The 19,925-nt window shown below is 63.7% G+C and carries 21 protein-coding genes; 12 read left to right on the forward strand and 9 right to left on the reverse strand.

Translation table 11 applies throughout. From position 1 onward, the window contains the following. Nucleotides 1–675 carry a guanylate kinase gene (gene gmk / locus ACYG97_RS02890; protein WP_023672729.1) on the forward strand — a complete coding sequence of 225 codons (675 nt, stop codon included), beginning with the start codon at nucleotides 1–3 and terminating at the stop codon, nucleotides 673–675. Between the two features lie 84 nt (nucleotides 676–759). On the opposite strand, the gene ACYG97_RS02895 is transcribed toward gmk, so the two are convergent. From ACYG97_RS02895 to lptF, 8 genes are all read right to left on the reverse strand, one after another. Further along, entirely contained in the window at nucleotides 760–1,338 is a 579-nt protein-coding gene (locus ACYG97_RS02895; RefSeq protein ID WP_023733860.1) for a Fic/DOC family protein, read from the reverse strand. 9 nt (nucleotides 1,339–1,347) lie between these two features. After that, on the reverse strand, nucleotides 1,348–1,551 hold the full coding sequence (locus tag ACYG97_RS02900; RefSeq protein WP_023733861.1) for a hypothetical protein: 204 nt from the start codon (nucleotides 1,549–1,551) through the stop codon (nucleotides 1,348–1,350). Between the two features lie 114 nt (nucleotides 1,552–1,665). Then, nucleotides 1,666–2,502 (reverse strand): 16S rRNA (adenine(1518)-N(6)/adenine(1519)-N(6))-dimethyltransferase RsmA, encoded by an 837-nt coding sequence (gene rsmA, locus ACYG97_RS02905; protein WP_023705356.1) that lies wholly within the window; start codon nucleotides 2,500–2,502, stop codon nucleotides 1,666–1,668. Between the two features lie 24 nt (nucleotides 2,503–2,526). Further along, on the reverse strand, nucleotides 2,527–3,555 hold the full coding sequence (pdxA, locus tag ACYG97_RS02910) for a 4-hydroxythreonine-4-phosphate dehydrogenase PdxA (protein WP_031195193.1): 1,029 nt from the start codon (nucleotides 3,553–3,555) through the stop codon (nucleotides 2,527–2,529). Nucleotides 3,556–3,567: 12 nt separating this feature from the next. Continuing rightward, a complete protein-coding gene (locus tag ACYG97_RS02915; protein WP_023685693.1) occupies nucleotides 3,568–4,497 on the reverse strand; it encodes a peptidylprolyl isomerase in 930 nt (309 codons plus the stop codon). Between the two features lie 91 nt (nucleotides 4,498–4,588). After that, on the reverse strand, nucleotides 4,589–7,039 hold the full coding sequence (locus tag ACYG97_RS02920) for an LPS-assembly protein LptD (RefSeq protein ID WP_023733863.1): 2,451 nt from the start codon (nucleotides 7,037–7,039) through the stop codon (nucleotides 4,589–4,591). Continuing rightward, the gene (lptG, locus tag ACYG97_RS02925) at nucleotides 7,039–8,121 is read right to left on the reverse strand and encodes an LPS export ABC transporter permease LptG (protein ID WP_023702945.1); all 1,083 of its coding nucleotides are present in this window, start codon (nucleotides 8,119–8,121) and stop codon (nucleotides 7,039–7,041) included. Before lptG ends, ACYG97_RS02920 begins: the two co-directional genes overlap by 1 nt. 2 nt (nucleotides 8,122–8,123) lie before the next feature. Next, nucleotides 8,124–9,323 carry an LPS export ABC transporter permease LptF gene (gene lptF, locus ACYG97_RS02930; RefSeq protein WP_023733864.1) on the reverse strand — a complete coding sequence of 400 codons (1,200 nt, stop codon included), beginning with the start codon at nucleotides 9,321–9,323 and terminating at the stop codon, nucleotides 8,124–8,126. 32 nt (nucleotides 9,324–9,355) lie between these two features. Between lptF and ACYG97_RS02935 the strand changes: the two genes are divergently transcribed. The 11 genes from ACYG97_RS02935 to ACYG97_RS02985 all read left to right on the forward strand — a co-directional run bounded on the left by ACYG97_RS02935 (nucleotide 9,356) and on the right by ACYG97_RS02985 (nucleotide 18,566). Beyond that, entirely contained in the window at nucleotides 9,356–9,649 is a 294-nt protein-coding gene (locus ACYG97_RS02935; protein ID WP_156935527.1) for a hypothetical protein, read from the forward strand. A 49-nt stretch (nucleotides 9,650–9,698) separates the two neighbouring features. Next, complete coding sequence (locus tag ACYG97_RS02940; protein WP_023733865.1) at nucleotides 9,699–11,189, forward strand: leucyl aminopeptidase; 1,491 nt, start codon at nucleotides 9,699–9,701, stop codon at nucleotides 11,187–11,189. A gap of 8 nt (nucleotides 11,190–11,197) precedes the next feature. Then, entirely contained in the window at nucleotides 11,198–11,647 is a 450-nt protein-coding gene (locus ACYG97_RS02945) for a DNA polymerase III subunit chi (protein WP_023733866.1), read from the forward strand. Between the two features lie 142 nt (nucleotides 11,648–11,789). Next, nucleotides 11,790–12,731, forward strand: a complete 942-nt coding sequence (locus tag ACYG97_RS02950) for a 3-oxoacyl-[acyl-carrier-protein] synthase III C-terminal domain-containing protein (RefSeq protein ID WP_245260820.1) — start codon at nucleotides 11,790–11,792, stop codon at nucleotides 12,729–12,731. Continuing rightward, nucleotides 12,728–13,732 (forward strand): NAD-dependent epimerase/dehydratase family protein, encoded by a 1,005-nt coding sequence (locus ACYG97_RS02955; protein WP_031197144.1) that lies wholly within the window; start codon nucleotides 12,728–12,730, stop codon nucleotides 13,730–13,732. The genes ACYG97_RS02950 and ACYG97_RS02955 overlap by 4 nt, the downstream gene beginning before the upstream one ends. Next, nucleotides 13,729–14,553 carry an MBL fold metallo-hydrolase gene (locus ACYG97_RS02960; protein ID WP_023733869.1) on the forward strand — a complete coding sequence of 275 codons (825 nt, stop codon included), beginning with the start codon at nucleotides 13,729–13,731 and terminating at the stop codon, nucleotides 14,551–14,553. The genes ACYG97_RS02955 and ACYG97_RS02960 overlap by 4 nt, the downstream gene beginning before the upstream one ends. Continuing rightward, a complete protein-coding gene (locus ACYG97_RS02965) occupies nucleotides 14,550–15,806 on the forward strand; it encodes a F390 synthetase-related protein (RefSeq protein ID WP_023733870.1) in 1,257 nt (418 codons plus the stop codon). The genes ACYG97_RS02960 and ACYG97_RS02965 overlap by 4 nt, the downstream gene beginning before the upstream one ends. Then, entirely contained in the window at nucleotides 15,803–16,936 is a 1,134-nt protein-coding gene (locus ACYG97_RS02970) for a GNAT family N-acetyltransferase (protein ID WP_023711925.1), read from the forward strand. Before ACYG97_RS02965 ends, ACYG97_RS02970 begins: the two co-directional genes overlap by 4 nt. Continuing rightward, the gene (locus ACYG97_RS02975; RefSeq protein ID WP_023672745.1) at nucleotides 16,933–17,937 is read left to right on the forward strand and encodes a Rieske (2Fe-2S) protein; all 1,005 of its coding nucleotides are present in this window, start codon (nucleotides 16,933–16,935) and stop codon (nucleotides 17,935–17,937) included. Before ACYG97_RS02970 ends, ACYG97_RS02975 begins: the two co-directional genes overlap by 4 nt. Before the next feature lie 52 nt (nucleotides 17,938–17,989). After that, nucleotides 17,990–18,271 carry a type II toxin-antitoxin system RelE/ParE family toxin gene (locus ACYG97_RS02980; protein WP_023733871.1) on the forward strand — a complete coding sequence of 94 codons (282 nt, stop codon included), beginning with the start codon at nucleotides 17,990–17,992 and terminating at the stop codon, nucleotides 18,269–18,271. Between the two features lies 1 nt (nucleotide 18,272). After that, complete coding sequence (locus tag ACYG97_RS02985) at nucleotides 18,273–18,566, forward strand: addiction module antidote protein (RefSeq protein ID WP_023672747.1); 294 nt, start codon at nucleotides 18,273–18,275, stop codon at nucleotides 18,564–18,566. Between the two features lie 57 nt (nucleotides 18,567–18,623). On the opposite strand, the gene ACYG97_RS02990 is transcribed toward ACYG97_RS02985, so the two are convergent. Continuing rightward, nucleotides 18,624–19,781 (reverse strand): ATP-grasp domain-containing protein, encoded by a 1,158-nt coding sequence (locus tag ACYG97_RS02990; RefSeq protein WP_031244168.1) that lies wholly within the window; start codon nucleotides 19,779–19,781, stop codon nucleotides 18,624–18,626. Nucleotides 19,782–19,925: the final 144 nt, after the last annotated feature.

A 19,925-nucleotide genomic window follows, 5' to 3' on the forward strand; every position in this document is an offset into this window, starting at 1 on the left:
ATGGGTGGCAAGGAGCCGATGGTTGCCAGGGATCTCGGATCCCGCATTCGCCGCCGCGGGCTGATGCTGGTCCTGTCGTCGCCGTCGGGCGCCGGCAAGTCGACGATCGCGCGCAACCTGCTGGAAAGCGACGGCAGCCTGGAATTATCGGTCTCGGTCACCACCAGGCCACGCCGCGGCTCGGAGATCGAGGGCGTCCACTATCACTTCCGCACCACGCGCGAGTTCGAGCGGCTGCGCGATTCCGACGCGTTGCTCGAATGGGCCGAGGTGCACGGCAATTGCTACGCGACGCCGCGCGAGCCGGCCGAACTGGCGCTGGCGCAGGGCCGTGACATGCTCTTCGACATCGACTGGCAAGGCGCCCAGCAGCTCAAGGAGAAGATGCGCGCCGACATCGTCTCGATCTTCATCCTGCCGCCGTCGATGAAGGAATTGAAGTCGCGCCTCAAGCGCCGCGCCGAGGACCAGGAGCACGTGATCGAGACCAGGCTGAAGAACGCCCGCAACGAGATCGAGCACTGGAAGGAATATGACTTTGTCATCGTCAACGACGATCTCGACCGCGCCTTCGCCGAAGTGCGTGGCATCGTGACGGCGGAAAGGCTGCGGCGCGACCGCCGGCCCGGGCTGTTCGATTTCGTCTCGGGGTTGCTGGACGAGAAGACGGAATAGGCAGCTGTCGTTCCCCGATGGCCGGCTGTCCCATGAAGGCGTCTTTGGCAAACGATCTGGCAATATGGACGCTGTGGGCATCTGTTACTGGCTGGCGATATCTTTTATGAGTTCTGCCAATGGGGTTTCCTCGCCGGCAAAGCTCTCAATCATCGCATTCAGGACGTTTTCGCGACCGAGCATATCGGCATTGAATGGGAATCCCGCATTCTCCATCAGCATTGCCAGAAAGGTAAGCTGCGTGCGGCCGTTGCCTTCGCGAAACGGGTGGACGGCATTGATTTCGGCCAAAACATGCGCGGCCCGAACGGCGAAGGCGTCGAGGTCGAGTTCGCAGAGATAATCACCGTCGGCGAGTTCGCCGAAAATTCTATGCATTTCCTGGTTGATATACTCAGGATAGCAGAACCAGTTGCCCCCCTTGCCGATGCGGATGGCGCGAACCTCTCCCGCCCATTCATAAACGTCCTGGAACAGGTGATGATGGACAGCCTTGTGGTGCTCGAAATCCAGACGGCCTGCGGGGATATGTTCGTCGGCCCTGGTCAGGAAAAGTGCCAACTCGAATTCATCGAGTTGGGCCTGATCTTTGATATTCAGCCTGTTGCGGAGAACGGTCGTGCCTGGGTAGCACAGCGGATCATGTTCAGCGGCATAGACCACCTGCCGATCCTACTTCTTGCGGGTTACTTGGTCCTTGATAAGCGCCCTGCGCTCATCCCCGCTCAGGCCGCGCTCACGGCTTTCCTTCAGAATGAAGCCCATACGTTGCGATAGCTTCAAGCCTTCAACCGCGCTGATTTTTTCGCCCCTGCCGCTGGTCAGGACAAACTGGCCATTTTGGGTCGGCCGGTGGCTTGAGGTACTCTTTTTCATATGACGACAATATCAACTCGGCGACTCACCGGCAACTGCATGCCGCTATATGCTGCTTGTCGTCGCTGTCACACAGAATGCGATTTGGGTCCACGGCCGCGCCAGCGCCGCCGGTCAAACCGCGTTTGTCAGCCGCACGAATTCCTCGACGCTGAGCGTCTCCGCACGCCGGGTCGGATCGATGCCGGCGCGCGTCAGCAGTGCCTCGCCACCCAGGCTCTTCACGCTCTGCCGCAGCATTTTCCGGCGCTGGCCGAAAGCGGCTTCGGTGACGCGACCGAGTTTTTTCACGTCGGTTGACAAAGGGCTGGCGCGCGGCACCAGATGCACCACCGAGGACGTTACCTTGGGTGGCGGCGTGAACGCTTGCGGCGGCACGTCGAAGGCGATCCTCGCCTCGGTCCGCCAGCCCGCCAGCACGCCGAGCCGGCCATAAGCATCGCTGCCGGCACCGGCGACAATGCGCTCGGCCACCTCGCGCTGGAACATCAGCGTCATCGATTGATAGAAGGGTGGCCAGTCCGCCACGGTCAGCCAACGGATCAACAGCTCGGTGCCGATATTGTAGGGCAGGTTGGCGGCAATCCTCACCGGGCCGTCTTGTGACGCGGTCTTGGCAAGAGCGGCAAAATCCGTCTTCAGCGCATCGCCGCTGATCACCTCGAGCCGGCCCGGATAGTGGTTGGAGACCTCGGCCAAGGCCGCAAGGCAGCGTTCGTCGCGCTCGATGGCGACGACGCGGCCGGCACCGGCAGCGAGCAGCGCCCTGGTCAGCCCGCCGGGGCCGGGGCCGACCTCGATCACCGTGCTGTCGCTGAGGTCGCCGGCGACCCGCGCGATCTTGCCGGTCAAATTGAGGTCGAGCAGGAAATTCTGGCCAAGCGCCTTCTTTGCCTGCAGTCCATGGCGCTCGATCACCTCGCGCAGCGGCGGCAGCCCGTCAATGCTCATGATTTTGGGCTCATGATTTTGGGCTCATGCAGCTGCGGGCTTTGCGCCGGTATCGGCCAGCCGGCGGGCCAGCTTCAGCGCCGCGATCAGGCTGTCGGGACGTGCGATGCCCTTGCCGGCGATGTCGAAGGCTGTGCCGTGATCGGGCGAGGTGCGGATGAACGGCAGGCCAAGCGTGACGTTGACGGCCTCGTCGAAGGCCAGCGCCTTGGCCGGGATCAACGCCTGGTCATGATACATGCAGACCGCCACGTCGTAGCCGGCGCGGGCGCGCGCATGAAACATCGTATCGGCCGGCAGCGGCCCGAAGGCATCGATGCCTTGCGCCCGCAACATGTCGACCGCAGGACGAATGATGCGCTCGTCCTCTGTCCCCATGGCGCCGCTTTCGCCGGCATGCGGATTGAGGCCGGCAAGCGCGAGCCTCGGCCTGGCGATGCCGAAACGGCGTGCAAGATCGCCGGCGGTGATGCGCGCGATGGCAACGATCAGCTCCGTCGTCAGCGTCTTCGGCACCTCGGCCAGCGCGATGTGGATGGTGACCGGAACGGTGCGCAATTCGGGGCCGGCGAGCAGCATCACCGGCGTCACCGTGCCGCCGGTGTGGAGCGAGGCCAGATGCGCCAGATATTCGGTGTGACCGGGAAAGCCGAAGCCGGCATCGTAAAGCGGCTTCTTCGCGATCGGACAGGTGACGACCGCGGCCGCGTGACCGGCAAGGCAGTCGGCGACGGCGCGATCGATGGCCTCGATGATGCCGGCGGCATTGGCCGGGTCGGGCCGGCCGGGATCGTCGGTGAAGTGGGCCGCCAGCGGCACCACGGGCAAGGCGTGTTGAAAGACACCAGCTGCTTGGGCCGGCACCGTCTCGGCGATTGCCACCGCCGCGCCGAGCCGGCGCGCCCGCGCGGCAATCAGCGCCGGATCGGCCAGAAGATAGAAGGGCGCGGCACCGGAACCGCGGGCGCTCTGCCACGCGGCAATGGCGATTTCCGGACCGACGCCGGATGGATCGCCGACGCTCAGCGCCAGCGGAAGCTCTGTCTCACGCACGGCTGGGCCGGTTCAGCGCGTAACGATCTTGGCTTTCGCCTTCAGCTCTTCGACATATTTGGCCGAGAGCTCGTCGGCGTTCTTGTCGCCGCTGCCTTCGCTCTGGAACACCATCTGGGCCGCCTTGTCGTCGGAAACCTCGCGCGACGAGCAGATGCCGATGAATTCAATGCCGCGATCGGTCTCGCGCACGGCCGTGGCGCCGCCCAGCTTGGTGGCCTTGATCTGCTCGGCCCAGTCCGGCGGCAGTTGTGGCGCCAGCAATCGGGGGAGGTCGCGAACGGTGACGTCGATCAGGCCCTTGGCGAATTCACGCGTGGTGTTGCAGCCATTGAAGCGGGCGCGCATGGCTTCGGCCTCGCGCTTGCGTTTGGCGAGTGTGGCACTGCGCTCGGCCTTCGGCACCACGAAGATCACCTGCTGCAGCATGTACTCGGTGGCGCTTGGCTTGGCGCCGCCTTTTTCGAGCATACGCTTGACCAGATCCTGTTCGCTCACCTCCCCGCCGCCGCCGCTGTAGCGTGCGCTCAGCGCCTGGTTCCACGCCATCTGGGAGCGGATGAATTCCTTGAAATGCTCCTTGGTCACGCCGGACTGCGCCATGACACCGTCGAGCTGCTTGAGCTGCATCTTGTTGCTCGAGGCAAAGCGCTGATAGGCAGCCTCTACCTGGGCGTCGGAGATGCGGATGCCGAGACGCCTGGCCTCCGCCATACGCAGCGTCTGGTCGATCATTTCCTGACCCGCGTCACCCTTCTTGCGCTGCAGTTTCAGGAAGGCAGCCCGGTGCGCGATGTCGCCGGTGGTGATCGGCATGTTGTTGACGACATACTTGATTTCACTGGCGAAGGCCGGCGGTACCATCGTGGTGACAGAGACCGAGGTCGCCGCGAACAGGAGCGCGAATCCTGCCGAAAACAGGTATTTCCTCATCGAAAGCATCCCAATTCTAGCCCGGTTTTGGCCGATTCCAGCCCGATATTGGCGAAATCCGTGCCCGCTTTATGCGGCAAAACGATGTCGTCAGCCGGCTCTACTGGATGGAGTCGATCGAGCTTTGGGACGAGCCGAAATCGCCGAGCGTGCGGAACGACAGGTTGAAGCCGACATTCTGCGACACTTCCTTGGTGTTGATGTCGCGTGATTCCGAGTACGTCATCAGGTAGGTGAAGCAGGAATCATTGTAGGCAAAGCCGACGCCGTCCTTGACCAGCACGCTTTGTTGCAGGTCGTAGGTGCCGGTGCCGAAGACGCGCCAGTTTTCGGCCAGGTGTGTCGAGGCGCCGAGCGTGACTTCGTGGCGGTCGGTGGTGAAACCATAGAGGGGCTGCGCCTGGATGAAGGCGTATTTGGCGCTCAGCGAAACCGGCAGCCCGGAATAGGCGGCCTTCACCTCGGCACGGCGAACTTCGAAGGTCTGCTCGTCGAAGCGGCCGCTGAGCGAACCGGAGAAGCCGCTCGGGCTGCTGAAGCCGACAAGGCCGACATAGTCGGAGGTCGAAGTCTCCAGGCCCGAATTGGCGGCGCCATCGACATTGGCGCCGACATTGACCAGATCCGGCGAATTGAAGGAGTTGCGGCCGCCCAGCTGGTAGGATTGGCCGAAGATGGCATTGGTGCCCCAGCCATTGTCGTAGGCGCCGGAATAGCGGAAGCCGACATTGGCGCGGCTGCCGCCTTCGACGCGGTCGTAGCCGGAGAACTTGTCGCGCTCGAACAGCGTCGTGGCATCGAAGACGAAGCTCTGTGCATCCTCGTTGGGAACGGCGAGCCCGCCGACATACTGCTCGTTCGGGCGCATGAAGACCTGCGCCATCGGTTCGACGATATGGCTGGAGCCGGTCATCGAGAACAGCACCGGCCAGCGCATTTCAAGTCCGGCAGTCGCCATGTAACGGGCGAAGGAAGACCGCATGTCGTCGGCGGCACCGACATTCGTCGCCATCTGGTTTACCGCAGTCAGCGAAGCCGAAGAAGCGTTGAGATAGTCGACGTCGCCCTGCAGAGCCAGAAGCGGCGTCAGCTGCAATCCGCCGTCCGTGGTGAAGGTACGCTTCCACTCGGCCTCGGCGGTGAGGCGACCGGATTCGCCCTCGATGCCGCGCACGCGCTGGACGCCTGAGCCCGGCACATAGGGGGTAAAATAGGCCTGATCGAGATCGTCACGGCGGATGATGCGCGCATTGACGTTGAACGACAGCTGGCCGCCGGCCACCGACATGTCGGGAATGTAGGCATAGTCGAGCGATGGCAACACCCAGGGCTGCTTGTCGCTGCGCGATGCGACGTTGCCGTCCGGTGTGTTTTCCTGAACCTGGAAGCGCATGGCGCGCACATCGAAATAATTGCGGTCGTTTAGGCCGGTCAGGTAGACCGACGATTGATGCACGGCGTCGTTGTAGCCTTCGATCGTGTAGGTACGCGAAAAATTCTTGTCGGTCTGAAGCAGGATATCCCAGCCGAAGTCCCAGCGCGGATTGATGGCGAACTGGCCTTTGGTGCCCATCATCCCGCGGAATTTGTTCGGATCGCCTGCTGGCCCCGAATTGACATTGTAGCCGCCGGGGAAAGCCGCGAAATCACGGAAAGCGCCAGGGTCCTGCTGGTTGATTCCGGCAAGCTTCAGCGTGTATTGGCCATTGTTGAAGCGCTGGCGCCACTCGGCCTCGCCGAGGAAACCCTGCTTGGTGTAGCCGCTGCCGGTAACGGTGAGGTCGTAGGTCGGCGACAAAGCGAAGTAGTAGGGGACTTTGACGCCGACGCCGAGACGATTGTTGTAGCCGATGCTGGGGATCAGGAAGCCGCTTTTGCGCTTGACCGTCGGGTCGGCGATCTCGAACGCCGGCAGATAAGCCAGCGGGAAACCGAAGAACTCGAAATTCGCGTTCTCGAAGCGAACCGTTTTCTTTTCGCCGTTCCAGATGATCTTCCTGGCTTTGATCCGCCAGGTCGGCGCCTTGTCCGGCTTGTCTTCGCAAGGCTCGCAGGCCGTATAGACGCCGTTGTGGAACGTTGTCAGCACCCCGCCCATGCGCTCGGCGCTTTCGGCGGCGAAATAGGCTTTTTCGGGCGTTTCGACGCGCAGCGCATTGACGAAACCGTCAGCGAAATCGTCGGTAATATCGATATGCTGCGAGTTGATCTTGGTGCCGTCGCTGTTGACGATCTCGACATTGCCGCTGGCAACCAGCCGCTTGGTGTTTCGATCATAGACGACGCGCTGGGCGACGAGCTTGTTGCCGCCATAGTCGATCTGGACGCCGCCGATGGCGGTGACCGTCTGGTTGTCGTTGTTATAGACGAGCGTGTCGGCCGCCAGCAGCATCTGGGAGCCGGAGGGAACCTTCGTTGCCACGTCGGTGACGTCCTGCGCCAGCGCAGGGGCCGTCAGCACGCCACAGGCGAGCAGGCATGCCAAGGCGCTCGCCGAATAGAGGCGCGCCAAACCGGCCTGCCTATGGCTGCGCAAAGCCGCCTCCCTCACTAGCCGTCTTCCTTGTATAGCAGGAATGTCACCCCAAAGAACATAGCCACGACAACCGGAACCCATGCAGCCACGGCTGTGGGCACGAATCCCGCCACGCCGAATGCCTTGACCAATACCGAAACGACATAAAGCAGAAAGCCGGCGAGGACGCCACCCAGAATCATCGTTGCCGACTGCCCCATCCTCGCAAATCGCATTGAAACTGTTGCCGCAATCAGCGTCATGGCCACAAGCAGGAACGGTAACGCCACCAGCGAATCGAACTGCATGGCGAAGGCATTTGCCTTGAGGCCGAAGGAGCGGGCAACCTCAATCTTGCCGGGAAGGTCGTAAAACGGGATGGTTTCGGGGCGCGCCAGCCGTTCCTGCACGAATTCCGGCTTGAGGTTGGTCGGCAACTGGTCGGTCGTTTCGGAACGGATGTTGCCGTCCTTGAACACCTTGACGTCCTGCAATTCCCAGTAGCCGTCGCGCAGAAAGGCCCGCGCCGCGTCCTTGCGCTCGACGATATTGCCCTGCGGATCGAGGACGAAGAACACGGTGTCGGCCATTTCCAGGCCCTGGTTCAGGATGGCGCGGGCGCCGATGATGGTGTCGCCCGAGTTGGTTTTCTGGCGGATCCACGGCGTGGCATCGGCCGCCACCACGTTCGAATTGCCGGATCGCAGCTGGTTTTCCATCTGCTCCGACCATGAGAAGCCATGCGCGGCGATCGGATTGAGCACGCCGACCGACAATATGCCGAATAACAGCGCACCGATGCAGCAGGGCAACAGAAACTGCCAGGCCGACACTCCGGCCGAGCGCGCAATCACCAGCTCGTATTTGCGGTTGAGCGAGACCAGCGTCGCCATCGCCGAGAACAGGCCGACGAACGGCACCGTCTGCAGCATGATCATTGGCATCCTCAGCGCCGAGATCGCGACCGCCGTGCCGTAGGTGAAGCCCGGCAGGCCGGTGATGCGGCCGGACAGCTCGGTGAAGTCGATCAGGAACACCAGCGCCAGAAGGCCGATGAAGAACCAGATCGTGATCGACACGTAGCGAAAGAAGAAGTAGCGGCCCAGGGTCCAGCCCATCGTCAGGCTCCCTGGCCGGATGTGTAGCGCCGATTGAGGCGCAGCTTGAGCGCCGTCCAGCCATGGCTGACGCGGCCGGCGAAATTCGTCATCCAGTCGGCCCAGCTGCCGGGCAGTTCCATGCTTCGCGAGGTGACGATGAACCAGATGGCGACCGCCGAGGCGATGACCGGCACGCCATAGACCATATAGGCGTATTGCGGGATCTTGTCGGCCTTGCCGGCGGCAAAGAAGCCCAGCCAGCGCACGAACAGCGCAATGGCGATGGCTGTGATCAGCGGGTGGATGCGCGCCTCGCGGTGTGAGCGCGCATCGCCTGCCACGGCCAGCGCGATCAGCGCGAACACCAGCGAATAGGACCATTCGGAAAAGCGCTGGTCGAGCTCGGCCTTGTAGGCGCCGGGCCTGCGCTGGAAGATCTTGTCGTTCGGATCCGGGTTGAGCAGGTATTGCGTCGTTCGGTCCTTGGGCAGGAGCATGATATCGTTCGCCGCCGACATGAAGGCGGAAAGGTCGAAGGCGTAGGACGTGAAGCGGATGACCGACAGGTCGCCGGTCAGCGTCTTGCGATGAATGACGCCGTCATTCATCATCAGCACCTTCTCGTCACCCTTTTCGACGACGCTGCCGCTCTTGGCATAATAGATCAGATTGGCGCCTTCCTCGCGCGAATCGGCCACGAAGATGCCGCCGAGCCGGTTGTCCGGCAGCCGCTCGCCTATCTGCAGGAACAGCCCGTCGTCGATCTTGCGGAACGTGCCTTCCTGGATGATCAGCGACAAGAGATCGGCGCGCGAGGATGCGATCAGCTGGCGGTTCTTCTGCCTGGCATAGGGTTCGACGCCATTGTCGACCGCGAAGGAAAAGACGCTGGCCGCCAGCGCGATCAGCAGGACCGGCCGCACAATCGTCCAGCGCGAGGCGCCGGCGGCGTTGATGACGGCCAATTCCGAATCGGAGTTCATGACGCTGAGCGTCTGGGCCACCGCCACCACCAGGGCGAATGGCACCACGATCGGGATGATGGTGGGGATGATGAGGCCCGCGACCTCGAAAAAAGTCAGCGCCGATTGGCCACTATCGGTGACCAGGTCGATGCGGGCAAGCACCTGCGTCGTCCAGACAATGGCCAGCGTCCAGATCAGCGCAGCGAGAAACACCGCCAGTGCGCGACGCATGATGTAGCGTTCAACGACCTTCATGTAAGGCTTTTCTCGATTTGCCGAACGGCATCATGCCCGCGGACAAGGTAGTCGTCCGGCTGCGGCTGTACAACTGGGTGCGTTTGGCCATTTCTTTCAGGCGGTTCGATCCGATTCTCCGTCCCACATCGCCCGTCCCGCAGGCCGGAGTGTCGGCGGCAATGGATAAGAAAGGGAGAACATCGATGGTTAACAACAGGTTGCGGCAGGAAAGCGGGGCCGTGCCGCGACGAATCGTTATCGATTCCGTTGCGCATATGAGCCCCGATTCCGGCAAAGTCTTGCCAAATCAAGGAAAACGACCAAATGTCGCGCATCTTCCCTGAGAATGCATTTTTCCTGAAAATCTGAGCCGTTTCCCGAAAGCAGGACCTGATGACTTTGAGACCATTGATCGCCTTCGCCAAATTTGCCGCACCCAAAAAGGGCAGCATCTTCGTGCTGGCGGCCGACGATGGTGGTCTTGGCGAACCGGCAAAGGCCTGCGACCCGGCAGGAACGCTGGCGCGGGCGTTTCCGGTGGCGGAGTTTTCCGGCAAATTCGCCGGTGTCGTCGAAGTACTGGCGCCGCAGGGAACATCGCTCGACCGACTGGTGGCGGTCGGCGCCGGCAAGGTCGCCGGCCTCGATGACTTTGCCTGGCTGAAGCTTGGCGGCACCATCGCCGCGTCCCTGCGCAAGGCAGCGGAGGTGGCCGTCATCCTCGATGTGCCGGGCGCAAAGATTGGCGGCAGGCAAGCGGCGAACCTTGCCGCCGGCATCATTCTGCGCAGCTACTCCTTCGACAAATACAAGACCAGGAAAGACAAGGACGATGCCGAGCCGAAGAAACCGGTCAAGGTGACCATCCACACCGCCGATCCTGCCGCGGCGAAAAAGGCCTTCGCCGACGAGGTTGCGGTCATCGACGGCGTGCTTCTGGCGCGCGACCTTGTCAACGAACCGGCCAATACGCTCGGCCCGATCGAATTTGCCGCCCGCGCCAAGGAACTGGAAGCGCTCGGCGTCGAGGTCGAGATCCTCACCGAGAAGGAAATGAAGAAGCTCGGCATGGGCTCGCTCCTCGGTGTCGCGCAAGGCTCGCCACGCGGCGCCCGGATGGCTGTCATGCAATGGAAGGGCGGCAAGGCCAAGGACGCACCGGTCGCCTTCGTCGGCAAGGGCGTCACCTTCGACACCGGCGGCAATTCGATGAAACCGGCCTCCGGCATGGAAGACATGAAGGGCGACATGGGCGGCGCCGCGGCCGTCATCGGGCTCATCCAGGCGCTGGCCGCGCGAAAGGCCAAGGCCAATGTCGTTGGCATCGTCGGGCTGGTGGAAAATGCCGTCGACGGCCATGCCCAGCGCCCCGGCGACATCGTCACCTCGATGTCGGGGCAGACCATCGAGGTGCTCAACACCGACGCCGAAGGACGCCTCGTGCTGGCCGATGCGCTGTGGTACTGCAACGACCGCTTCCAGCCGAAATTCATGGTCAATCTGGCGACGCTGACCGGCGCCATCATGGTCGCGCTCGGCCAGCATTATGCCGGCCTGTTCTCCAACAATGACGAACTTTCGGACAGGTTGACGGCGGCCGGCCAGGCGAGTCAGGAGCGGCTGTGGCGCATGCCGCTTGGGCCCGAATACGACAAGCTGATCGATTCCAAGAACGCCGACATGAAGAACATCGGCGGCCGCTATGGCGGCGCCATCATCGCCGCGCAGTTCCTGCAGCGCTTCGTCAAGGAAACGCCGTGGGCGCATCTCGACATCGCCGGCACCGCGATGGGCTCGCCGCCGAGCGAGATCAACCAGTCCTGGGGCTCGGGTTTCGGCGTCAGGCTGCTCGACCGGCTGGTGCGCGACAATTACGAGGGATAAGGCAGGGAATGGCCGATGTCCTGTTCTACCACCTGACCGAATCGACGCTGGAGGATGCGCTTCCCGGCCTGCTCGAGCGCAGCGTCGATCGCGGCTGGCGCGCCGTGGTGCAGACCGGGACCGAGGAGCGGCGCGATGCGCTCGACCTGCATCTGTGGACATTCAGGGACGATTCGTTCCTCGCGCACGCGACCGACCGTGAAGCCCATCCGGCCGAACAGCCAATCCTGCTCACCACAAGCGACGCCAACCCCAACCAGGCGCAGATACGCTTCCTCGTCGATGGCGCCGCACCCGCCGATCTCGCCGGCTACGAACGCGCCGTGTTCCTGTTCGACGGCCATGACGCGGCCCAGGTAGAAGGTGCGCGGATGCATTGGAAGGTGCTGAAGGAGGCTGGCCACGCGGTCACCTACTGGCAGCAGACGCCGGACCGGCGCTGGGAGCGCAAGGCGTAAGCGCTTTGCCGGCGCGTCTTGAAAACGACGCTGTTATCGCCGAACCATCCGATCTAAGGATTGCGAAAAGCGCAACTCAAGCGGCGGGCTGAGAATGCGGATCAGGATCATCGGAACGGGGCGGGCCGTGCCGGCTCGATGCGTGACGTCGCGCGCCCTCGATGCGCGGCTGGGGTTTGGCGATGGACATTTCGAGGCCGCGACCGGCATCATCGAACGCTATGTCTGCGAGGCCGAATCGCAGGTCGACCTTGCTTGTGCCGCAGCCCGTCTGGCGCTTGCCGATGCCGAACTTGAGGCAGGCAGTGTCGATCTGGTCATCGGCGGTTGCGGCGTGCCTTACCAGCCGTTGCCGTCGACGGCGCCGCTGGTCATGCAGCGCCTCGGCCTTGCCGATGGGTCGGCGGCCGCTTTCGACGTCAACAGCACCTGCCCCGGCTTCCTCACAGCCTTCGAGACCGCGTCGCGCCTGATCGAGGCCGGGCAATGCCGGACGGCGCTGGTGTTCTCGTCTGAAATCGCCTCGCGCGCGCTGCCGTGGCAGGGCCAGCCGGAAATTGCGGCCCTCTTCGGCGATGGCGCGGCGGCCGCCGTGCTGCAACAGGCAGCCCCTGCCGAGGGTCGAGTCGCGGCCAACCTGATGCGCACCTACCCTTCCGCCTATGAGGCCTGCAGCATCGGCTCCGGTGGCACCCGGTTCGACTTTCATCGTGAGCCTGAGGAATTCGCCCGCCACAGCCTGTTCCACATGGAGGGTAAGGAACTGTTTCGCGTCACGTCACGCCATTTCAACGGCTTTGTAGCGGAGTTGCTCGATCGCGCCGGCTGGCGGCACGACGATGTCGACCTCGTCGTGCCGCATCAGGCGAGCCCTTTGGCGCTCGCCCACATGGCGCGCCAGACCGGCTTCGCCAGGGAAAAGCTGGTCGACATCGCGGCGCGCTACGGCAATCAGATCGCCGCTTCCATCCCCTTTGCGCTCGACGTCGCGCGCCGCGAACAACGCATTGTGCCCGGCGCCAAAGTGCTGTTCCTCGGCACCTCGGCCGGCGTGTCGTTCGGCGGCATGGCGCTGGAAGCATGACCGTGGGACGCGTCCTCGTCACCGGCGCCAGCGGCTTCCTCGGCGCGCATGTCATGGCGCGGCTGGCTGCACTGGGCACACCGGCGCTGGGTCTTGGCAGGGACGCCAAACGCTGCGCGGCGCTCGAAGCCGCTGGTCATCGGGTCGTTCGGCTCGATTTGTCTCAACCATTCGATGCAGCTGCCGCGCGCGCTCTCGACGGCGTCGATGCGATCATCCACTGCGCGGCACTTTCCGCGCCCTTCGGCAGGTTGGCGGATTTCCAGACGGCAAATGTCACAGCTACCCGCAACCTCAGCGATTTCGCGCGCGGGCAAGGCGTGCGCCGCTTCGTCCATATCTCCAGCCCGACGGTCTGTTTCGCCTATCGCGACCAGCTCGGAGTTCCCGAGAATGCGGCCTTGCCCCCTCCGGTCAATCACTATGCCCGCACCAAGCGGCAGGCCGAGGAGATCGTGCTGGCGGCGCCTGAGATCAGCCCGGTGGTGCTGCGGCCGCGCGGCCTCTACGGTCCCGGCGATCGCACGCTGCTGCCGCGTCTGCTGCAGGTGGCACGGCAGCGCCCGCTGCCGCTGTTTCGCGACGGCAAGGCGCGCATCGATCTCACTTATATAGAGGATGTCGTCGATGCGGTGCTTGCCGCGCTGTCCGCCGGGAGCGCTGCCGAGGGACAGATATTCAACATCTCCGGCGGCGAAGTGGTGCCGGTCCGCCGCATTGCCGAGGCGGCCTGCGCCCGCGCCGGCGTGCAGCCGCGCTGGCGCAGAATGCCGCTCTGGCCCGCCATGCTGACGGCCGGGATAGCGGAGGCGGTAGCGAATATATTGCCCGGCCGCCCGGAACCGCCGGTGACGCGCTACGGTCTTGGCCTGTTCGCCTATGCGCAGAGCCTCGATCTTTCCAAGGCAGGCCGCATCCTCGGCTGGGCGCCGAAAGTGTCGTTCGAGGAAGGGCTCGATCGCACATTCGGCAAGGCGATGGAAAGCAGGAGGGCAGCGTGAAGATCGTCTTCGCCAACAGCGCCTCTGTCAGCGCAGCCGAGCGCCTGATCCTGCGCGGCGGCAGCTGGGCGAAGGTCAGGCTACGTGTCCGCTACGGCCTGATCATGCATCCACAGGCCGGCCCCGTACTGATCGATACCGGCTGCACGCCGCATGTGACACAAGGCAGCGAGCGCAGCACGGCGCTGCGTCTTTACATTGCGATCCTCCGGCCCCAGCTCAACGAAGCCGAGCAGCCGCTCGCGGTACTGGCGCGCTTCGGCCTCTCGCCGCAGGACGTCCGCACCGTCATTGTCACGCATTTCCATGCCGACCACATGTCGGGCCTGTCGCTGTTTCCCAACGCTCGGCTTATCGCCAATGACACCGCCTGGGCGCGGGCGAAGGCCAAGACTTCCCTGCAGAATCTGCGCCATGGCGTCTTCAAGGAACTGTTCCCGTCTGACTTCGAGGCCCGACTCGACGGGCTGTCGTCGAAGCGGCGGATCGAACCTCGCGGCGGCGTGCCAGGCGGCGCCGATCTGTTCGGCGACGGCAGCGTCGTCGCAGTCGATCTGCCCGGCCATGCCGATGGCCAGTTCGGCCTTTTGTTCCCCAATCTGGAGCGGCCGCTGCTCTACGCCGTCGATGCGCAATGGCTGATCAGAGCATTGGTGGAAAACCGAACTCCCGGTCTGCCTGCAACCCTGCTGGCCGAGGATGCCGCCGCGATCGAGCCGACCAGCGTAATGTTGCGTCGGTTTCTGGCGACCGGCGGCGAGGTTGTTCTTTGTCATGATCCGGCGGTGACGGCCTACGATGTGGCCGGAGAGAGCGCGTGAACGGGCCGGCCGAAGCGATCCGCTCGTTTGCGCTGACGCAATGGGTTTCGCGCAAAAGCCGCGAGAGTTTCGAGCGCTGGCAGGCGCAAGCCTTGCGCCGCTTTCTCGACCGCGACCTGCCGCGCGCGCCGTTCTACGGCAAGGCGCCGCGTCTTCTCGGCGACCTGCCGGTGACCGACAAGGCGACGGTGATGGGCAATTTCGAGCGCTTCAACATTCATGGCGTCTCGGCCGCCGAGGCCTGGAAGGCGCAGGCCGGCGATAGCCGCATTGGCGAGCTGACTGTCGGCTCCAGCACCGGCACGTCGGGCAATCGTGGCCTGTTCGTCATTTCCGAGGCGGAAAAATACCGCTGGCTGGGCACCATCCTGGCCAAGGCCGTGCCCGATCTGCTCTGGCTCCGGCAGCGCGTTGCGGTGGTCCTGCCGCAAAACACCGGGCTCTACGATAGCGCGCGCAAATCGCGGCGTATCGACCTGCGCTTCTTCGATCTGACGCGCGGTCCGGAGAGCTGGCGCGGCGCTCTCGAAGATTTCGCGCCGACGGTGATCATCGCGCCACCGAAGATACTGCGGCACTTCGCGGCCGAGGGCTTTCGGCTCAAGCCGCAGCGTGTCTTCAGCGCCGCCGAAACGCTCGACCCGGTTGACCGGCCGGTCATCGAGGCATTCTTTGGTGGTCAGGTCGACCAGATCTACATGGCGACCGAAGGGCTGTTCGCCGTCACCTGCCGCCAGGGCGGGCTGCATCTGGCCGAGGATTCGGTGTTCTTCGAGTTCGAACCGGCCGGCGACGGCCTGGTCATGCCGCTGATCACCGCCTTTCGCCGCCGGACCCAGATCATGGCGCGCTACCGGATGAACGATCTGCTGCGGCTGTCGGAAAAGCCATGCCGCTGCGGCTCGCCGCTGCGCACGCTGGACGAGATCGTCGGCCGCATGGACGACGCTTTCCGGCTCGCCTCGCCGCACGGGCAGCTCCTCGTCACGCCCGACATACTACGCAATGCGGTGCTCAAGGCCGACCGGCGCATCGACGATTTCCGCCTGGTCCAGACCGCTGAAGATGCAATCGAACTCAGCCTGGCCCCCGGGCTTGCCGACGAAGCCGCCACCGCTGCCCATCAGGCCGTGCGCAATTTGCTGGCGGCGCGCCAGGCGACAGCTTCGGTCAGCCTTGTTCGCAGGGACCTGCCGTTGGAGACCGGCCGCAAACTGCGTCGGGTCGAATGCCACCTGGGAGCGGCATCATGAACCGGCTCGCTATGTTGCCACTCGATCAGACGAACCGGGTAGAAAACAGCCCGCGTGAGGTCGAAGCCTTCGTTCAGCTTTTCAACGAGGTGCCGGTGCGCGACCTCGTGCGCAATCTGACAGTGGCTGTCGAAACCTTCGAGATCGCCGGCCGCTCCTTTCCGCTGACGCTGAACGACAGAAGCGAAGCGCCGAACTGCTATATCTGCTGCCCGTCCAGCGCCTATATCGACTATGCCATCGACGAGACCCGCAATTTCGTCTCCTCGCCCTTGCTGCAAAAAACGATGCGGATGCTGATCGGCCTGTGCGCGCCGCTGGTCAGGATGAGCGGCCTTGACCATCAGGTTCAGGTCAACAACTGGCTCTATTCGACCAATCCGGTGCCGCTGCTCGATCGCAACGCGGTCGCGGCGATGCGCGACGATCTCACCGCGCGTTTTCCAGATCGCGCTGTTTTCATCCGCTCCCTGAACGAGATCGCCGATCCCTCGACAATCGCAGCGCTGAAGGCGGAGGGTTTTCGAATGCTGGCGGCGCGGCAGATCTACATCTTCGCAGGCGACGGTTCGGCCATGACCAACGACATGAAGCGCGACCGCAAGCGGCTGCCCACGACGCCTTTCGAGCAGGTCGGCAATGGCGACTTCACCGAGGCCGACTATGCGCGCGCCGAAGCGCTCTACCGGATGCTCTATCTCGACAAATACACGCCGCTCAACCCGCACTACACGGCCCGCTATATCGGCGAGACGCACCGTCGCGGCATCCTGCAACTGGCAGGCCTGCGTCGTCCCGGCGGTGAACTGGTCGCCGTCGCCGCTTTGTCTCAGAACGGCAGGACACTGACGCAGCCCATCGTCGGCTACGACACCGGCCTCCCGGTGAGCGAAGGCCTTTACCGCATGATGATGGCGCTGGCGCAGGATCATGCGATGGCGCACAGCCTGTTCTTCAACATGAGCGCCGGTGCCGCCGCCTTCAAACGCTTGCGCGGCGCCGTGGCGACGGTGGAATACAACGCCGTCTATGCTGCCCATCTGCCGCGCCGCCAACGCATGGCGGTGCGGATCATGGAATTTGTGCTCGCGAAGATCGGCATTCCCCTGCTCAGGAGATTTGAACTTTGAGCGACACCCGGCAGCAGAAAGACAAAGACTATTGGCAGGCGGTGATGCGGTCTGCCGACATCAAAGCCAAGCCGAAGCGCATCCTGTTCGACGGCGCGCCACTGGTGCTGTTCCGCTCGGCGAAAGGCATTGCCGCCCTCTTCGACCGCTGCGCTCACCGCCTGGTCGAACTCTCGACCGGCAAGGTCGTCGGTGGCGAGATCGAATGTCCCTATCATGGCTGGCGCTACAATGGGGAAGGGCGCTGCACCGCCATTCCCGGCCATGTCGGCGACGTCCCGCATTACCGTATCCGCCGCTACAGCGCGATCGAGCGCGACGGCGTCGTCTTCGTCTCGGCAGGCACGCCTGAGGGCGAGCCCTATCTCCATTGCATGCAAGGCAAGGATGTCGTCGTGAAGCGGGTGCGAAGCTCGGCGCGATCGACGGTGCTCGACGCCGCCGAGAACATTCTCGACGCCACTCACACCCACTTCACCCACAAGGGTGTCCTGCGCGGCCTGACCGCAAAGCGCCATCTCGTGCGCGTCGAGGTGACCGGCGGCAAGGGCTGGGTCGAAAGCTGCTACACCGGCGAGGACCGCCAACAGGGGCTGGTCAGCCGGCTGCTGGAAGGCGAGCGCGCCAAGACCATCGGCCGCTACCGCCATCCCGGCATCGTCGAACTCGAATATTGGGGCAAGGGCGGCTTGGCGCTGGCGACCACTTTCCATTTGCGTCAGGCGGACGAACGGACCGTCGAAGGCGTCGGCTGGCTGATCGGCCCGCGACAGGGCCTGTTCGGCGAACTCAAGGCGCTTGCTTTCCGGCCGCTCTTTGCCTTTGCCCTGCAGCAGGATCGCCGTGTGCTGAAATCGGCCAGCGACAACGCCCGTATATCGCCGCAGGTTCAGCCGGCGATCGGCCCGCTGGATTTCCTGCGCCGCGACATAGCGGCGATCATCGACGGCAAGATGCCACCGGCGGCGGCAGAGCCGCGGGTGCACCAAATCGAGTTGTAATCTAAAGTTCACGGCACTTGATTCCAGTTCTGCTGTAAATTATAGTTCACGGATGATCGAAGTTCGATCCACTGACGAATTCCGAAAATGGCTCAGAGGGCTCACGGACATTCGCGCCGTAAAGAAGATCACCCAACGGATTGTCCGCGTTCAGGCTGGGCTGTTGGGAGACGCCAAGTTCTTCGATGGCATAGGAGAATTGCGCGTAGATTACGGTCCGGGATACCACTTCGTCCGGCGCGGCAACACGGTCATTATCCTGCTCTGCGGCGGTGACAAAGGCTCGCAGGACAGGGACATCGGAAAAGCCAGGAAAATGGCAAAGGAAGTTTGATATGACCCTCAGAACCACACCATTCGACGCCGCCGAATATCTTGATGATGCTGAGTCTCAAGCCGAACTGCTCGCTGATGCGTTCGAGACCGGGGACGCGACTTATATTGCGCACGCCCTCGGCATTGTCGCGCGCGCCCGCGGCATGACAAGCATAGCGAAGGACGCCGGCGTGACCCGAGAGGCACTCTACAAGGCGCTGAGCGAAAAGGGCGATCCGCGCCTCAGTACATTGCTGGGCGTAACCAAGGCGCTTGGCCTGCAATTGTCCGCAAAGCCAGTTAATCCCGTTTAGGCAACCTTAGCAGGACTTACGCACTCAGCTGAAACGGGAAGTTCCGCTTCAACTCGACTAGTCCTGCTCCGGCCCATTCCACTCGATATCGCGCGTCGACGCAGCCTGAAGGCTGATGCGCTGGCGCAGTGCTGTGCCGGCGATCTCGGCCAGCGTGCGCCACTGCGCCCGCTTCGGCGCGGGGTCGCCCGGCCAGTCGAGCAGCTCATCGGCATCGTGCATCGCCTGGCGAAAGCTGCCGAGACCACCGGAGCGCAGTGCCGCCGGCATCCCGTAGATCCACATCGCAAGCCTCACCGTCTGCGGCGCCGTCACGTCGGGCTTCACCTCGGCGCCATCCTCCAGGACCGCGTCGGCGAAGCGCCGCGGATCGCGAAAGAAGTGCAGGCCGCTCACGGCGCGCGGATTGCACTCCAGTGGCAGCACCGTGCCGTTATTCTCGCGCATCAGGTCGAAGGAGATCTGGCCGGTCCAGCCGGCGCCGGCGACGAAGGTTTCGACGAAGCGCCGGGCAGCCGCATCCCCGACTGGCTCGAAACAGATGCCGGCGCCCATGCCGGCGCGATAGAGCGAACTGTAGAGCGCCAGCGCTTTGAGTTCACCCTCGACCGCCACCGCATAGGCGCTGATCTCTTCACCTGCGATGTAGCGCTGCGCCACCCAAGGAGCGGCGGGCGAGGGGCGGACGGCGTCGAGTTCGTCCGGCGATGGCCGCAGCAGTACGTCACGGGCAAAACGTGACCACACAGGTTTGAACACCAATTCGCGCGATTGGCCACGAACGCCGTCGAGATCGGCCTCGCTTTGCAGCAGCATCGTTTCCGGCACGTCGAGCCCAAGGCTCTGCGCCAGCCGGATGAAGGCATGCTTGTCGTGAACGCGGGCGAGCATCGCCATCTCGGGTGCGAAGAGGCGGGCCGGCATGGCGCGGTGCTGCCAGAGACGACCGAGATAAAAGACTTCCTCGCAGGTCGGGATAACGAGTTCGATGCCTTCCGCGCGGACAAGCGCTTCCACCGCCTTGGCATAGGCGTCGGCGGCAAAGCGCGGCGGCGGCAGGCGATGGTAGGCGGCGCAGGCCGTGCTCGCTGCGGCGATCGGCCGGGCCGGGCTGTCGGCCAGGATCACCCGGCGACCGGCGCCATGCAGCAGCCGCGCCAGGTGCAGCGCCACCGGCGCGCGGGCACCGGTGATCAGCACGGTGCTATTGGGCATGAGCCACCGGCATCGGTTGGAAAAGACGAGTCGATGCTTCTGCGGAAGGCTTCATTCGCCATAAGTGCCACATGGCTTGCGTGCCGCCAACGGACTCCACAAAGGTGGCTCCGCTGCGTCAGCCATCGCTTTTTGGCCTTCAGG

It is taken from the genome of Mesorhizobium sp. W067, from assembly GCF_054719525.1.